The sequence below is a fragment of the Adlercreutzia equolifaciens DSM 19450 genome, from assembly GCF_000478885.1.
Classification (GTDB): Bacteria; Actinomycetota; Coriobacteriia; order Coriobacteriales; family Eggerthellaceae; genus Adlercreutzia; species Adlercreutzia equolifaciens.
The window spans coordinates 2,576,904-2,592,330 of the sequence record NC_022567.1; the positions used below are offsets into that span (position 1 = coordinate 2,576,904).

11 protein-coding genes are annotated in these 15,427 nt (G+C 61.1%); 4 read left to right on the top strand and 7 right to left on the bottom strand.

The genetic code is table 11. From position 1 onward, the window contains the following. Positions 1 to 3: 3 nt before the first annotated feature. From AEQU_RS10430 to AEQU_RS10440, 3 genes are all read right to left on the bottom strand, one after another. The gene (locus AEQU_RS10430; protein ID WP_022741266.1) at positions 4 to 2,490 is read right to left on the bottom strand and encodes a molybdopterin-containing oxidoreductase family protein; all 2,487 of its coding nucleotides are present in this window, start codon (positions 2,488 to 2,490) and stop codon (positions 4 to 6) included. 161 nt (positions 2,491 to 2,651) lie between these two features. Beyond that, the gene (locus tag AEQU_RS10435) at positions 2,652 to 3,557 is read right to left on the bottom strand and encodes a LysR family transcriptional regulator (RefSeq protein ID WP_022741269.1); all 906 of its coding nucleotides are present in this window, start codon (positions 3,555 to 3,557) and stop codon (positions 2,652 to 2,654) included. A gap of 261 nt (positions 3,558 to 3,818) precedes the next feature. After that, positions 3,819 to 5,399: an FAD-dependent oxidoreductase gene (locus AEQU_RS10440; RefSeq protein ID WP_022741272.1), complete on the bottom strand. Its 1,581-nt coding sequence runs from the start codon at positions 5,397 to 5,399 to the stop codon at positions 3,819 to 3,821. 203 nt (positions 5,400 to 5,602) lie between these two features. Here AEQU_RS10440 and AEQU_RS10445 point away from each other — a divergent pair, with 203 nt between their 5' ends. The 3 genes from AEQU_RS10445 to AEQU_RS10455 all read left to right on the top strand — a co-directional run bounded on the left by AEQU_RS10445 (position 5,603) and on the right by AEQU_RS10455 (position 9,259). Further along, positions 5,603 to 6,526 carry a LysR family transcriptional regulator gene (locus AEQU_RS10445; protein ID WP_022741276.1) on the top strand — a complete coding sequence of 308 codons (924 nt, stop codon included), beginning with the start codon at positions 5,603 to 5,605 and terminating at the stop codon, positions 6,524 to 6,526. Between the two features lie 165 nt (positions 6,527 to 6,691). Continuing rightward, positions 6,692 to 7,690 (top strand): Fic family protein, encoded by a 999-nt coding sequence (locus AEQU_RS12015; protein WP_022741279.1) that lies wholly within the window; start codon positions 6,692 to 6,694, stop codon positions 7,688 to 7,690. A gap of 132 nt (positions 7,691 to 7,822) precedes the next feature. Then, positions 7,823 to 9,259, top strand: a complete 1,437-nt coding sequence (locus AEQU_RS10455) for an MATE family efflux transporter (RefSeq protein ID WP_022741283.1) — start codon at positions 7,823 to 7,825, stop codon at positions 9,257 to 9,259. 95 nt (positions 9,260 to 9,354) lie between these two features. Here AEQU_RS10455 and AEQU_RS10460 read toward each other — a convergent pair whose 3' ends face one another. Further along, complete coding sequence (locus tag AEQU_RS10460) at positions 9,355 to 9,924, bottom strand: NAD(P)H-dependent oxidoreductase (RefSeq protein ID WP_022741287.1); 570 nt, start codon at positions 9,922 to 9,924, stop codon at positions 9,355 to 9,357. Between the two features lie 522 nt (positions 9,925 to 10,446). Here AEQU_RS10460 and AEQU_RS10465 point away from each other — a divergent pair. Continuing rightward, positions 10,447 to 10,812, top strand: a complete 366-nt coding sequence (locus AEQU_RS10465; RefSeq protein ID WP_022741290.1) for a DUF488 domain-containing protein — start codon at positions 10,447 to 10,449, stop codon at positions 10,810 to 10,812. 153 nt (positions 10,813 to 10,965) lie between these two features. Here the strand turns inward: AEQU_RS10465 and AEQU_RS10470 are convergent, their stop codons facing one another. The 3 genes from AEQU_RS10470 to AEQU_RS10480 form a co-directional block, all read right to left on the bottom strand. Continuing rightward, positions 10,966 to 12,351, bottom strand: a complete 1,386-nt coding sequence (locus AEQU_RS10470) for a uracil-xanthine permease family protein (RefSeq protein WP_301289909.1) — start codon at positions 12,349 to 12,351, stop codon at positions 10,966 to 10,968. 447 nt (positions 12,352 to 12,798) lie between these two features. Further along, positions 12,799 to 13,920, bottom strand: a complete 1,122-nt coding sequence (locus AEQU_RS10475) for an aminotransferase (RefSeq protein ID WP_022741296.1) — start codon at positions 13,918 to 13,920, stop codon at positions 12,799 to 12,801. A gap of 21 nt (positions 13,921 to 13,941) precedes the next feature. Further along, positions 13,942 to 15,378 carry a basic amino acid/polyamine antiporter gene (locus AEQU_RS10480; RefSeq protein WP_022741299.1) on the bottom strand — a complete coding sequence of 479 codons (1,437 nt, stop codon included), beginning with the start codon at positions 15,376 to 15,378 and terminating at the stop codon, positions 13,942 to 13,944. Between the last annotated feature and the right edge of the window lie 49 nt (positions 15,379 to 15,427).

Genomic DNA, 15,427 nt, shown 5'->3' on the forward strand with positions numbered 1-15,427 from the left:
CTCTTATTCCTGAGACTCCGCCACCACTCCGTCCCACGGCTCAATTTCCACGAGGCAATCGTGGTAGGCGTAGGTGGGGCAGGTCCAGTCCACAATCTGCTTGCTCGTCAGGTCGTTATTGCAGCCGCTTAGGTACTGGGAGCGCTGCCAGCCGCGGTCGATATCCAGACAGCCCGGGCGAATACCGGCGCTGAAGGTGGCCTTGGCCACCGCATGGCCGCGGTCGTTGAACAGGCACACGTAGCTGCCGTCCTCGATGCCGCGAGCCTCGGCATCCACAGGATTGATGCGCACACAGGGCTCGTTGATCTCCATCTCGCGCAGCAGCGGGTTCTGGCCGTAGTAGGAGTGCACGCGGAAGCGACGGGTGCCGGCGGTCACGATGAGCGGGTACTTCTCGGCCAGGGGGTTGGCATCGAAGCCACCGGCTGTGACGGGCCACGCCTCCATGGGCGGCTCCCAATGGGGCAGCGCGATGCTCGCGGGGTCCATGGGCTGGCCGTAGTTCTCGATGGGGCCAGGGTTCTCCTGATAGAACTGCAGCTTGCCCGTCATGGTCATGTAGGCCGGCATGGGAACGGCGCCCACGTACATCACGCCGGCTTCCTTCAACTTGTCGGCATCGATGCCCATGGCGGCGCTCATGGCCGTGTTCACCACGTGCTTCATGCCCTCGTCGAACTCCTCTTGGAACCACTCGTCCAAACCGAGCCCACGGCCGATGAGGTTCGCCATGTCGTAGTCGGACTTGGCCTCGAACTTCGGCTCGACGGCCTTATCGGCCCAAACCAGACAGCCGTTCATGCCAATGGGGCCGCCCACTTCCTGAATGGTGGCCGCCGGCAGCACGATATCGGAAATGTCGGCCGTATCACACCACTCGATGTTGGCAGTCACAAGGAAATCGAACTTCTTGTACGCCTCGATGGTCTTGTTACGGTCGGGAGCTGAGTTCACGATGTTCGCACCGAAAGAGATGAGCATCTTGAGCGGTTGCTCTACCGTGACATCGGGAAGCTCCATCACCTGCTCGCCCATGTGCGCGGTCACGCCCGGGAATGTGTATTTTCCCGTGTCGAGCAGGTCGTTGAACATAAAGGTACCCAGCGACTGGACGATAGCGGGATGCTCGGTTTCCGTCTCATCGAAGCCGCTGGAATTAAGCGGGTAACTCATACGGGGCTCAGGCACCATACCGCGCATAATACGCAAAACACTCACTGCCGCAATGGTATTGAAACCGTGCCCGTAATGGTCGATGCCATAGCCTTGGAAGATGTCGGCCATGCCAGGGCGGCAAAGCAGGTCGGCGAAGGTGCGAATGGTTTCCTCGGGAACGGTGGTCACCTCGGATACCATCTCGATGGGATACTCGCTGATGCGGTCGATGAGGAGACTGTAGGCCGTATTGCAGCGCTGGCCGGCGACCTCGATGCCCTTCTTGCGCAGCACGGGGTTCTGCGCCGTGGAGGCGTAGCCCATGGCATTCGTGGCCTCGTCCCATACGGCGAAGTCGTCGGCGTCGGCCGCAACGCCCTCTTCCAAGTCGCTCTTGCGCAGGAAGCGGCCGTCGGACTCCTTCACGAGGAACGGGGCGCAGGACTTCTGCTGCATGAAGGCATCATCCGTCTTGCCCTCTTCCTCGATGATCTTCGCCAAACCGAGAGCGAGCGCGGCATCAGTGCCGGGCTGCAGCGACACGAACAAGTCGGCCTTCTGTCCGATGGTGTTCTTGTTGGGGTCGACGACGATGAGCTTGCAATCGTTGTTCTCAATCGCGTCGGCGATGTAGTGCCAGGCGTTAGGCCAGGACACGATGGGGTTATGGCCCCACACGACAAAGGTGCTCATTTGGGAGACGAGATCCATGTCGGCGCCGCCCTGATAGTAGAAGCCGCCCGCCGTGTACATGGTACCCTGCGTGAGCGCGAAGTCGGTGGTTCGGTTCTGGTGCGAGAACTGGGCCACGTTCTCCAAACGGTTGAGATTGTACATGTTGCGAGGCTCGGTGGTGCCGTAGGTGAAGGAGCACACACTGCCCGAGCCGAATTCCGCCTGGTACTCCTTGATCTTCGCGCAGATGGTGTCGATGGCCTCGTCCCAGCTGATGCGCTCCCACTGACCGGCGCCGCGCTCGGTGCCCTCGGCACGCTTCATGGGGTACTGGATGCGCTTCTCCTGCACGATGAGCGTGGGAATGGAGGCGCCGCGGGCGCACATGCGCTTCTGATCGATGGGCGCGCCCTCAATCTCCTTGGCGCGCGTGAGCACCACGTTGCCGTCGCGCACCACGGCCTCCAGCGGGCAGCCCATGCAGGCGTTGCAGTAGGTCGTGCAGGTCTTCTCGTCGCTTTGGGCTGACGCCGTCTTGGGCGCCAGCGCCGCGAAACCCGCAGCCGAGGCGCTGCCCGCAACGAGCGCGGCCGTGGCCGTGGTCTTGAGGAACCCTCTTCGCGTCAGAGTTCCCGTCGTGTTCTGAACAGACTCCAAGATGTCCCCTTTCCTCGTCTCGTGCGTCCGCCGCGTTATTGACGGGCATCTTGTGGCCTCATTCTGAAATCAAGCGAGACTTGAGGGGAGAATCTTTGAGTTGTTCGCCGGGAACTTTTGGTTTACGAAGGAGTTCGCTTAGATATGGAGACGAACCGCTGTCAGTCCTTCCAGAGGACGAAATCTTCTTTGCCGCTGAAAAACCGCAGCAGATAGGGGTCGCCGAGCCCCTTCTTCGCAATGGTGCAGTAGAACCATTTCATGGGAGCCTCTTCAAGAGGAATGCACACCACGTCCGGAGCAACACGGGGAAACCTCAGATCGCGGTAGGCATAGGTGAGCGTCACGCCGGTTTGCACCATTTCGAGCCGATTGCGCAAACCCGAACGCGTGCACACAATGTTAAGCTTGACACCACGCTCTTCGGTCGCCTCCACCAGGCGATCGTGCACATCGAACCCAGCTCCTTGAGAGGTGAAGGGACGTCCTTCCAAATCCTCGAGGCGTATGAAGCTTTTCTCAGCAAGGGGATCATCAGTACGGACGGCGATGTGGATGCGTCCCCCAATGGCCGTGTCGTAATCGAAAAGGGACTCGTTCACCACTGTGGCAATAAGGCTCGCATAATCAAGATCGCCCTCAAGGATTTGTTGGCGTAACTCCACGCAGTTTGCTTCGGTGAAGCGCATTCCCTTGGTCACGAGCTCGCTTGTCGAGGAAAAGTCGATGACCTGCCTCATCTCGCCCGAGGTCATAACGTCGCTTGCCTCCACCGATTGCCCAAAACGCACGATCCCTTGGCTCTTTAGCTTGCCGAGGTTCAACTCGGCCTCCATTTGCGCGAACGCACTCAACACCGGACGCGAGGCGCTGAACAGCAGATCGGCCGCCGACGTGGGGAAGAGCACGTTACCCCGGTTCTCGAACAGCGGCTCCCCCATTTCCTGGGCGAGCCGCGCCACCGACTTGCGCAATGCCTGCCGAGAAATGAACAGTGAATCAGCCGCCTGCGTGAAACTGCGCATCTCATAAACCCGAGAAAAGTACTTGATCTGCTGAATATCCATAGCCCCTCCTCGTGCCACGAGGTTTCGAGAGTCCATCCCGAGATGAATGACTCTTTAGCAACCATCCGGTGCGATGAAAGGCCCGCATGATGACAGGCCTTCCATCAACACCAGCTCGTTAAAGCTTAACATTCCAAACAGTATGGACGCTACGATTTTTAAGCACCGTAGGCGAGGGAGACCACCGACTGGGGCCACCCTCGCCTTCTTGGGTCGCACTGCCGGAAGGGAGGGGAAGCCCGGCAGACGACAACGAAATAGTTACGCGAGTGGCTCCAGCGTCACCACGTGCTGACCGGCGATGCGGCCCGAAGTGTAGGTCCAGCCGAGCGCCTGGCCGCAGCCGGCGTTCACCTTGCCCTTGAAGCCACCAACCATGTTGCCCACGGCATAGAGCCGCGGAATCACCTCGCCGAACACATTGAGCACCTGGGTGTTGGTGTTCACGTCCACACCGCCAGCCGTATCGGGCGAGACAGCGATCACGCGACCGGCGAAGAAGGGCGGCTGCATCAGGGGCATTGCGTTCTGACGACCCAGGGCATCGGCACCGGAGGCCGCGCCTTCGTTGAAGCCATCAATAGTCTTCTTAAGGGTATCCGCATCCAAATCAAGGGCCGCCGCCAACTCTTCCACGGTGTCGGCCTTGACGACATAGCCACCGGAAAGCTCTTCTTCGAACCCGTCGCTGCAGTACATAATCGGTCCACCGAAATCAGCCGTCGCATCCGCGAGACCCTGATCCCAGATGTTCCACACATAACCGTTCGGCTGCTTCCAGACATCACCCACTACGTTCTCAGTTGGACGGCCGTTCTCCAGCACGTGGCGCTGGCCATCGGTGGAAACGAAAATGCCCGGCATGGAGATATAGCCGGCAGAATTATCCTCGACCTTGCGCTCCAAGCCAGGGGCCACATTGTAAGCGCACCAAGGGTTCACCAGCTTGGCACCGAGCGCACACGCCATCATGATACCGTCGCCCTGCTGCCACGGCGAACCGTAGGATCCCATGATAGGACGATCGCTAAACATGCCGGGCATCGCGGGCGACATGAAGCTGCGCACCATATCGGCATTGCGGGAGAAACCGCCCGTGTTCAAGATGACGCCCAGGCGCGCCTTGATGCGCTGCTCCTTGCCGCCATCTGCCACAATAACACCTTCCACCTCGCCATCGGCATTGGTGAGCAGACGCGTGACCTGGGTGTCGAACATGAACTCCGCACCTTGCTCCTCAGCCTTCTTGCGCAGCGGCTCGGTGAAACCAGCGCCGATGCCATCGGCGTTCTGGTGCATGCGGGCCACGGCGGGCGTCACATCGGTGTAGTAGTCCACCATGGTGCCCTGGGTCGACAGGCGCTCAGTGGAAAGAGCCGCGCCCTGCTCGGCTAGCCAATCGATGGTCTCGCCGGACTTCTCGGCGTACAGACGGCGCAGCTCGGGATTCTCGAAGCCCTCGGCCACAGCCGTCAGGTACTTGTCGAACTCCTCAACCGAATCATCGATGCCGGCCTCTTTCTGCAGCTTCGTGCAAGCACCCTGAATCATTCCGGCACACAGGGCTGAATTGGACATGGTGGCGCTGCTCATCACTTCGCACACGACAACTTCCTTGCCCGCCGCAGAGGCCTCAACGGCCGCAGCCAGGCCACCGCCGCCGGCGCCGGCGATCACAACGTCCACTTCTTTGTCCCACGCCGAATCGCTCGTAGAGCTCAGTTCCTGAGAGGCGGACGTTTGGGGCGCGCAGCCAGCCATGCCGGCAAAAGCGGCGGCTCCACCCATGAGAGCCGCGCCCTTCAAAAAGCTGCGACGATTGAGTCCTTCGTTCAAATTCATGATTGTCCCCTTTCCTTACATTAGTTGTCCTTCGGCACGACCCCATAGTGCGCTGGTGCCAGGCCGATAGCTAAATGCAAATGCGCGATCCGCTATCACGTTTCATGATGGCTGTTCGTGAAATCCGATATCGCCGTCTCGGACGTCGTGCTCTTGTTTTGCGCAACATGCGATAATGCAAAAAGCAAGGGAGGAGATCCGCTATGAAAACCGAGTACTTGCGGGAGTTCGCCGTTTTCTCTCGCTACTTAAGCTTCACCGACGCCGCCAAAGAGCTGTTCATCGCCCAATCAACGCTAAGCACCCATATTACTGCGCTCGAGAGCGACGTGGGCTTTTCGCTCATCGACCGGAAAGCTGGCAACCGACTCACCGACAAAGGGGCCGTTTTTCTCGACGGAGCCCGAACACTGCTGGATGGACTCGACGAGACGCTGGCACGGTGCCGAGAGATGGGCGATCCTGATGCCACTCTTCGCATCGCTGTTCAATATCCAACTCCGCTTTTTGCGACCCAACTTAAAGAGTGGCTGCCCATGCCCTTTGCTTTCGTCGAGCACGATTACCGAGATCCCATCTTCCAGCCCATCGTCAATGGCTCGGCCGACATCGTGCTCGATTACGACTACACGCCTTTCGCCTCGCTCGTAAAGGAGGCGAGCGCTCTCGATCTGGTAACAAAAACGTGTTTGGTCTTCCGCATGAGTATCAGCATGATGGCGTCGAATCCCCTGGCAAACAAGTCCGCGCTTTCTCGCAATGACCTTCGCGGCGCATCCATCATCATCAACGATGCCCACAATTACGACCGCATCCGCTATCTTTACGAGCGCATGTTGGGCGACAATCTGAATCTGCGCTTCAGCCTTCAGCCCATCAACGGCATGAGCGGCCTGGCCTTCGCCACCTACGGCGACGGCCTCCACATCTGCGGGCTATCGGAAAATCGCCATTGGTTCGCCGACCGCGCCGACGTGGTGCTCTTCGAAGAATTGGACGGAAAGCCCTTCGGCATGCCCACCTCACTCACGTATTCAGCTAACGCCAGCGATTGGGTGCGTGAAGGTGCAGCCATCGTTCTTGAGTGCATGGAGACTTGCGGCAAAGAGAATGGCCTTACGAGCTAAGCGCCAGCCGTGAGCTCCAAACGCGAAGCTAGCAGACGGTTCCAACGGCTCGACGCATTACGTTTCCAGAAATGTCGTAATAAACTCACCAGTTATTACGACATTTTGTATCATATGGGAGAAACTGACACCCTTTATTACGACATCGAGAAAGACAGGTCCGCGATGTTGAGCACTTCGTTTCCCTCCAGCGACTACCGCGAGGAAATCGCACAGGTCGAATCTCTCGCCGTCACATGGCGTCGGCAGCGCAGGCTCATCGCGAGCCCCGAGGCCCTGCGTTCCTACGAGGAGGACTTCCTTGTGCGCATGGCCTACAACTCGAATGCCATCGAGGGGTCGACGCTTACGCTTGCGGAAACGGAGATCATTTACGAGGGCGAGTTCGTCCCCGGAAAGCCCGGTCGCGAGCAAATAGCCGCACGAGGCATTTTCGAGGGTCACGACTTCCTCGCCCGCTACAGCACCGATAAGCGGCCCTTCGACAAAGACCTCATCCTGGACACTCACGAGCGCTGCGCTCTCGACCTTCAACCCGCTGCCCGCGGCATCTACCGCAATGCGCCGGCCATCATACGGGCATCGCGGACCACGCCCACCTCCCCTTTGCGCATCCGCGAGGAAATGGATGACTTGATCTTCCATTTCGACCGCCTGGTTCAGGAGAGTAGCCCACTTTTGGCTTGCGCCTGGTTCCATGCCGCCTTCGAGGCCATCCACCCCTTCGCCGACGGCAATGGACGCGCAGGGCGCTTGCTGCTGAACGCCCAACTGGAGTCTTTCAAGTTCGCACCGGTCGCCATTAAGGCATCCCACGCCTTGGAATACAAGGGGTCGCTGGAGCGCTGGCAAGCCGATGGCGATGATGCTCCGTTCGTGCTCCTGCTGCTCGCCTGCGAAACCGAAGAGCTAGAGAAGCGCCTGGAATTCCTCGCGCAATTTCCTGAAGACGCGAAGAGCCGTGCGCCTCTCGACGAGCGCGTTCTCGAATTGCTGCATGCGAATCCTTCCTCGTCGGCCCGCGAGCTCGCGAATGCGCTGGACGTATCTACTCGCCATATGCAGCGTGTCATGAAGCAGCTCCAAGAAGAAGGCAAGCTTCGCCACACCGGCCCCCGTAAAGGCGGCCGGTGGGAGGTCATAGAAGAACCTACGGCTCGATAGCGGAACCATACCTATTGCCGTCGCGAGCGCATCGTGGGCCGATGGCGTAATCGTGGAATATGTCGGCGGCGGTCGCGTTATGATTCGCTCGTTATGGAATCTTCGCAACGAGACATACCAAACGAGAGAGACGTGCGTCGGCCCGAGGGGCGCGACAAGCTCGACAAGCCAAACAGCCCGGCCACCCGCCCCAAGCGAAGTCGACGCGATAAGCGCGACAGCGGCATCGACATGCTCAACGGCCCCTTGCCGGGCAAGATTTTGCGATTCGCCATTCCCCTGGCGCTGAGCAGCATCTTACAGCAGCTGCTGAACTCGGCGGATGCCTCCATTGCCGGGCAATTCGTCAGCAGCTTCTCACTCGCGGGCATCGGCGGCGTGAATCCGGTGACGGCCATGTTCGTGAACCTGTTCGTGGGGCTTTCCATCGGCGCCAATGTGGTGGTGGCCATGCACGTGGGCGCCGGCGAGTTCCACAGCATCAAGAAGAGCGTGCACACGGCCATGACGCTCTCGCTCATCGCCGGCGTGGCCCTGGGGGCGGCAGGCCTCGCCTTGGCCCCCTGGGTGCTGGACGCCATCGGCATGCCCGAAGACTCCCTCGCCGACGCACTCACCTACGTGCGACTTTACTTCTGCGCCATTCCGTTCCTTACCATTTATAACTTCGGTTCGGCGCTTTTGCGGGCCCATGGCGACGCGAAACGGCCGCTATACGCCCTTGCCGCCGCCGTCGTGATGAACTTCGTGCTCGACCTCGCCTTCGTGCGCCTGTTCAGCTGGGGCACCGCTGGAATCGGCATCGCCACCATCATCGCCGCCGCCCTGAGTGCCGTCATCGTGGTGGCATTTCTTATGCGCGAGGAGGGGCCCTTCCGCCTGCATCTGCGCGAGCTGAGCATTTCCGGCCCCGAGCTGGCAGGCATCCTGCGCATCGGCATCCCCGCCGGCGTTCAGGGCGCCGTGTTCTCGCTTTCCAACACCGTCGTGCAGGCGGCCATCAACGGTTTCGGCTCGGCAGCCATCGCGGGCTCGGCGGCCACACTGAACTTCGAGTACTACACCTACTTTTTCGTGAACGCCTTCGGCCAGACCGCCGTCACCTTCACCGGCCAGAACTTCGCCGCGAAAAACGCCGATCGCTGCCGGGCCATCTTCCGCTGGTGCATGCTGTTCGGGTTCGCGTCGTCGCTCATCCTGGGAGTCGCGTTCACGGCCCTGGGCACCCGAGCCCTGGGGCTGTTCACCACCGATGCGGCAGCCCTTAGCTTCGGCCTCGTGCGCCTGTGGTTCGTGGAACTGCCCGACTGCCTGACCACCTTCTACGAAGTGCCTGCCGGCGCCATGCGGGGCATGGGCTGGTCCACGCTACCGGCCATCATCACCATCCTCGGCTCCTGCGTGCTGCGCGTGGCGCTCGTGACCTGGGTGTTCCCGCTGTCTGGCACCTGGGACGCCCTCATGGTGATCTACCCCGTCACCTGGTCGTTCATGATCGTGGCCATGCTCGTCTCCTACGTCATCGTGCGCCGCCGCTGCTACCGATCTATTGAGCCTGCAGCGGCCTAGACCTGGGTCACCAGTTTCCTACAGAGCGGGTATTCTGCGGACTTGAAGGCGAGCTACACCTCTAAGTCCGCGAGGCGACGTCTCACGAAACGTCCCTAGCGCGTCGCCTTCAGGCGGCTGAGCACTTTGCGAGCCTCGTTCAGGTTCGCCTCGATGTCAGCGCCCACCACGTCCAAGTTTTCAGCGCAGGCGAAACGCGTCTCGGGAATGCCGAACATGCCGGCGATGCCGCAGAGGTACTCGTAGCCGTAGTTCATGGCGCTCACCTGGCCGCCGCCCGTGGTGATGTAGGTGAGGTGCTTGGCGCGGCACAGCCCCTCGCAGCGCCCCTCCTCCGTGTAGTGGAAGGTCATACCCATAACGGCCGCATGCTCGATGTAGATTTTCAGCGCCGCCGGGAACGACAGATCCCAGTAGGGAGCACCGATGACGATCTCGTCCGCCTCGGCGAAGTCCTTGCCGATGTCGAACATGGGGTCATCGAACAGGCCCTTGGCCTCCAGCTGCGCGCGGTAGGCCGCCGAGTCGCCATAGTAGGGCTCGAGGCGCAGCTCGGACAAGTTCACTTCCTTCACGTCCTCGATACCTTCCAGATACTCGCGGCATAGCGTAAGCGTGCGCGACTCGTCTCCGCGCAGGCAGGCATTCACGAACAGCACGGTCATGGTCTTCCTCCTTTTCCATTGAACGACGCCATTGTACCGCGAGCGGCCACTCACCTCGCGCCACCTTCAGCCACGAATCGACATCCGCAGCGTCAGACACCCTCATTCGGATGCCTCAGGAGACGTTCGCAGGGCATCCGCGCAAAAACAATCGGCAAATCTGGCAAGTTTTCGGCGGTTTTCGACATCAGAGGACGCAGCAAGGGATACGCATTATGGCCTGCACTACGTTTTCCCAGGTCGGAAACATACCTGGAGGAAGACCTCGCAGCTACTTGAACCTCCGGGGTGCGAAATACGTCGAACAACGCCGAAAACTTGCCAGATTGGCACCCTGCGACTCGCGCGCACTACAGGCAAAGTCGAATCAACCCTCGGGAAGCGCCCCTGCTTCGTAACGAGGCAGGGGCGCTTTGCTTACAGGAGACGCGCCAGGTGCCGACGATGGGCATGGCGCACGATAATCACAGGTGAGCTTACTGTGTCCTGCTCATTATCTACCATGCCCAAGGAGGCATTCTCATGAAAATCGCTATTAAGCGCGTGTACGAACCTTACGAAGAAAGCGACGGGTACCGGGTGCTCGTCGATCGGCTGTGGCCCCGCGGCCTCACCAAGGCCCGAGTGCATTACGACGAATGGGCGAAGTTCCTTGCGCCCTCGACGGAATTGCGGAAGGCTTTCGGGCACGACCCGGCCCATTGGGCCACCTTCCAAGAAAAGTACGTGGCGGAGCTGAACGCGAACCCCGAGGCGCTAAAGTTCGCGAAGAAGCTGGCTAGCCCCGAAATGGCCAAATACCCACGCGTCACCCTGATATACGCCGCCCGCGACGAGAAGGAGAACGAGGCCGTTGTCCTCCAGAAGTGGCTCCCCGCGCACGAATAGCAAAAGCACCCCCTTTATCTTGCGTCTGCTTCGCACCCCTCCGTAGGGGCAGACCTTGGTCTGCCCTCATGTCCCGGCAAAGGAAGATTGCGCTGGTTGAGAGGGGCGACCAAGGTCCCCCCTACGGGACAACGGCACAAGGGGACAGGCGATTTACTCCCGAATGGGCAGGTTGGTCACTTCCGCTTCCAGGGGCAGGGGCACGTCGTCGGCTTCGGCCTCGGCGGCGAGGCCTCCGTCCCAGGCGTCGAAGTCGGCCTTGCCCGGCAGGATGATGTTCAGCACGATGCCCACCACCGAACCCACGGCCAAGCCCGAGAGCGCCACCGTCACGCCGCCCACTTCGAAGGTGACGGCCCCGGCCGCGCTGTAGGCGATGCCGAGCGAGAGCACCAAGATGAGCGCCGTGATCAGCACGTTGCGGCTCAGCATGAAGTCCACGTGGTTCTCCACGAGGTTGCGGATGCCCACCGCCGAGATCATGCCGTACAGCACCAGCGACACGCCGCCGATGACGCAGGCCGGCATACAGGAGATGACCGCCGCGAACTTCGGGCAGAACGACAGCAAGATGGCGAACCCGGCGGCGATGCGCACCACGCGCGGGTCGAAGACACGGGTGAGGGCGAGCACGCCGGTGTTCTCGCCGTAAGTGGTGTTAGCCGGCGCGCCGAACAGCGACGCCACGATGGTGGCCAGGCCGTCGCCGAGCAGCGTGCGGTGCAGCCCCGGCTCGGCGATGAAATTGCGATTGCAGGTAGAGCTGATGGCCGACATGTCGCCGATGTGCTCGATGATGGTGGCGAAGGCCAAGGGCATGATGGTGATGATGGCCGTGATGGCAAGCCCCGCGTCGAAGCTGGGGCCGAACAGTGCGAACACCGTGTTGTCCCACAGCACCGGCAAACCGATCCAAGGCGCCTCGACCACCGGCGTAAAATCGACGATGCCCCCGATGGCCGCGGCCAGATAGGAGCCCACAACACCGAGAAGGATGGGAATGATGCGGATCATGCCGCGGCCCCAGATGTTGCTAATGACGATAATGATGATAGCCACGAGCGCGATAGGCCAGTTCGTCTCGCAGTTGGCAATGGCCGAGCTTGCCAGAATAAGCCCGATGCAGATGACGATGGGGCCCGTGACCACCGGCGGAAAGAACCGCATGATGCGCTGCGGGCCGAACGCCTTGAACAGCGCCGACACCACCAAGTACAGAAGCCCCGCGCAAGCCACGCCCAGACAAGCGTAGGGTAGCAGATGCGCTTCCCCGTTGGGCGCGATGGCCGCGTACCCCGCAATGAACGCAAACGACGATCCAAGGAACGCCGGCACTTTCCCCTTCGCAAGGAAATGGAACAGCAGCGTGCCCAAGCCCGCGAACAGCAACGTGGCCGAAACCGAGAGCCCGGTAAGCGTCGGTACCAAGATGGTGGCGCCGAACATGGCGAACATGTGCTGGATGCCGAAGACGGTCATCTTCGGCGCACCCAATGTACGGGCATCGTAGACGGCATCGGACGCGTCGGGGGCGCCCATGGTGGGCACGGTCTTGGGATCGCTCACGGAAACCTCGAATCATCGCGGGAATCGGTCGCCGCCCATTATGGCACGGCTTCCGTTGCCACTGGGTTTCGCGCCCGTGAAGGGGCCAAGCGCCCCGCAAACCGCCCGGCGCTCTCATGTTAAGAGCTGCCTCTTTCGCTGAAATGAGCAAAACCGGGCACTTCTCGTAATTTCTCGCGGGCCTTCCCGTCTCTTCCCAAGCGTTTCCCCAGGTGGCATCTGCATAATTCCCAGCTTTTCGCTCGAAAGACTACGAGAAGTACCCTATTTTGCACAAAGGGCCGCCCCGAGATAGGAGGGGCGGCCCCAATCGTCAGCTCCGGAAACGAAGGTTAAGGCAGACGTTTCGGAGGAAGTGAAATGGCGGATGTCGCACGCTGGCTGCATCGATCCGACCAGCCGCGACGAGCGCAAAAGCGGTTAGTCGAACTGGCGCAGGGCTCGGCCGAGACGCGCGAGGCCCTCGCGCAGCACCGGTTCGGGCGCGCAGTAGCCCAGACGCGCGCCGCCGGGGAGCTCGAAGCGGTTGCCGGGCACGAGCAGCACGCCCTCTTCCTTCAGCAGCTTGATGCAGAACTCCTCGTCGTCCATCGGGATGTCCCACTTGATATAGGCCACCGACACGCCCTTGGGCGCCTGCCAGGTGACGCGCGGCTCGTTGTCGATCCACTCCTGAGCGATGGCCATATTGCGGAACACAATCTCGCGGTTGCGCTCGAGCACGGCCTCGCGATTCTGCAGAATGTAGGTGGCCAGCGCGTCGTTGAACTCGCCGCAGCAGATCATCGTGTAGTCGCGGTACACGCGGAACTTGTCGGCCAGCTCGCGGTTCGACACCGTCCAGCCAATACGCGCGCCGGGCACCGAGTACGTCTTCGAGATGGAGTTGGTGACCACGGCCTTGTCGTACAGGTCGGCCATGGACCAGAAGTTCTCCGTGTTCTCCAGCGGCAGGTACACCTCGTCGGAGAGCACGTAGGCGCCCACCGACTGGGCGATTTCCACGATCTGCTCCAGCGTCTCGCGATCGAGCACCGCGCCGAGCGGGTTCGAGGCGTTGTTAATGCAGATGAGCTTCGTGTCGGGGCGCACCAGTTCCTTCAGCTCGTCGATAGAGGGGTTCCAGCCGTTCTCCTCGCGCAGGTGCCAGTACTCCACCTCGGCGCCCAGGGTGCGGGGAATCTCGTAAAGCGGCTGGTAGGTGGGGTACTCCGCAATCACGTGGTCGCCCGGCTCCACCAGCTGCATGAGCGCCATCAGGTTCGCGCCCGTGGTGCCGTTGGTCTGCAGGATGCAGTCCGGATCAATCTCCGTGCGGTAGAGCTTGGCCACCTCGGCCTTGAACTCCGGCGAACCCTCGATCCAGCCGTAATTCATCTTCTCCTGGTTCAGGCGATCGTAGAAGGTGGCACCCGCCTGACCGTCCAGCTGCAGGATCTCCCCCATCGTCATAGAGGCGATCGTGGACTGCGCGATGTCGTAAGTCGCGCTCTTCTCCCACACGTTCAGCCAGTCTTCAACACCGATAGTCTTGATGTCCATGGAACTTGCTCCTTTTATCGACTAGATCGAGATGACGCCCATGGCGAGCAGCACGAGGGACAGCACGCCGAGGGCGGACACGACGCCCATGCACACCTTCTCGCCCATGGTGATGGCGTTGCCGTAGTCCTTGCGCGCCTTCACGTAGATGAAGAAGCCGGGAATGTAACCCACGCAGGTCAGCAGCAGGAAGGACCAGCCGTTGAACAGCACGCCGATCACCTGGAAGGCCACGGCCACAAAACCGATGGCGGCCTGCACCATGTTCTTGTTCTGCACGCCCCACTTGGCCTGGTAGGCGGCTGCGAAGGCCCAGGTGATGACGATAGCCACGGTGCACATGGAGAACGCGAAGTCGTAGGCGTCGGCCGAGAACAGAAGCACGATCAGGAAGGCCTGGGTGCACGCGCCCACGATGAGCAGACTCATGGAAGGAGCGTTATGGCTGTTCAGCTTGCCCCACGAGGCCGGCAGCAGCTTGTAGTCGGCCATCTCGGAGGTCGTCTCGGCGGGCAGAATGGTGAACGACAGCCAGGAGCCCAGGATGGAGATAATGATGGCGATGGAGATGAACGGGCCGCCCCAGCCGGGAGCCATGGAGGAGAACACGTAGACGAGCGCGGGGTAATCGAGCGCGGCCACCTCGGTGGAGGACATGTAGCCGTAGGGCAGCACGGAAGCGCCCACGTAGATGAGCATCAAGCAGATGAAGCCGATGAGCGTGGCCTTGCCCACGTCGGTCTTGCGAGCGGCACGGGAGGACACGACCGAGGCGCCCTCGATGCCCACGAAGCACCACATCATGATGATCATGCAGTTGAAGATCTGGGTGCCGACGCCCCCGAGCGGCGCCGCGTCGGGGCCGTACTGCCCGGCGGCCACGGCGTTGTCGTACACGTTGCCCCAGAAGTCGGCCGTGAAGATGCCGGCGTTGAACAGGAAGATGCCGAAGATGAGGGTGACGGCGATGGCGGCCACCTTGCACACCATCACGATGGCGTTCAGGAAGGCAGCGCTCTCGACGCCGCGAATGACCAGATAGGTGAGCGCCCACATCACGATGGAAGCAATGATGATGCAGGGAATGGTGTTGCCCGGCAGAAACGCGGGGTAGAAGTAGCCGATGGTAGACATCATCATCGTGGCGAAGGCCACGTTGCCGAGCCACGCCGACAGCCAGTAGCCCCAGCCGGAGATGAAGCCGGCGAGCGGGCCCCAACCCGCATCCGCGTAGGAGAAGATGCCATGCAGATCGCTGCGCTTCTCGGTGAGGTTGTTCAACGAGAACGCCAGCGCCAAGAAGCCGACGCCCACAATGAGCCATGCGATCAGCACCGCTCCCGGAGAGGCGACGCCGGCCAGCTGGCCGGTGATGGCGAACACGCCCGAGCCGATGCACGAGCTGATCACCATACCGATGAGCCCGATGAGCCCAATGCCTTTCTTTTTCTCTTCCATACTTCAATCCCTTCTCTTGCCGGTTTTGTACCCACGAGCGCCCTGTGCG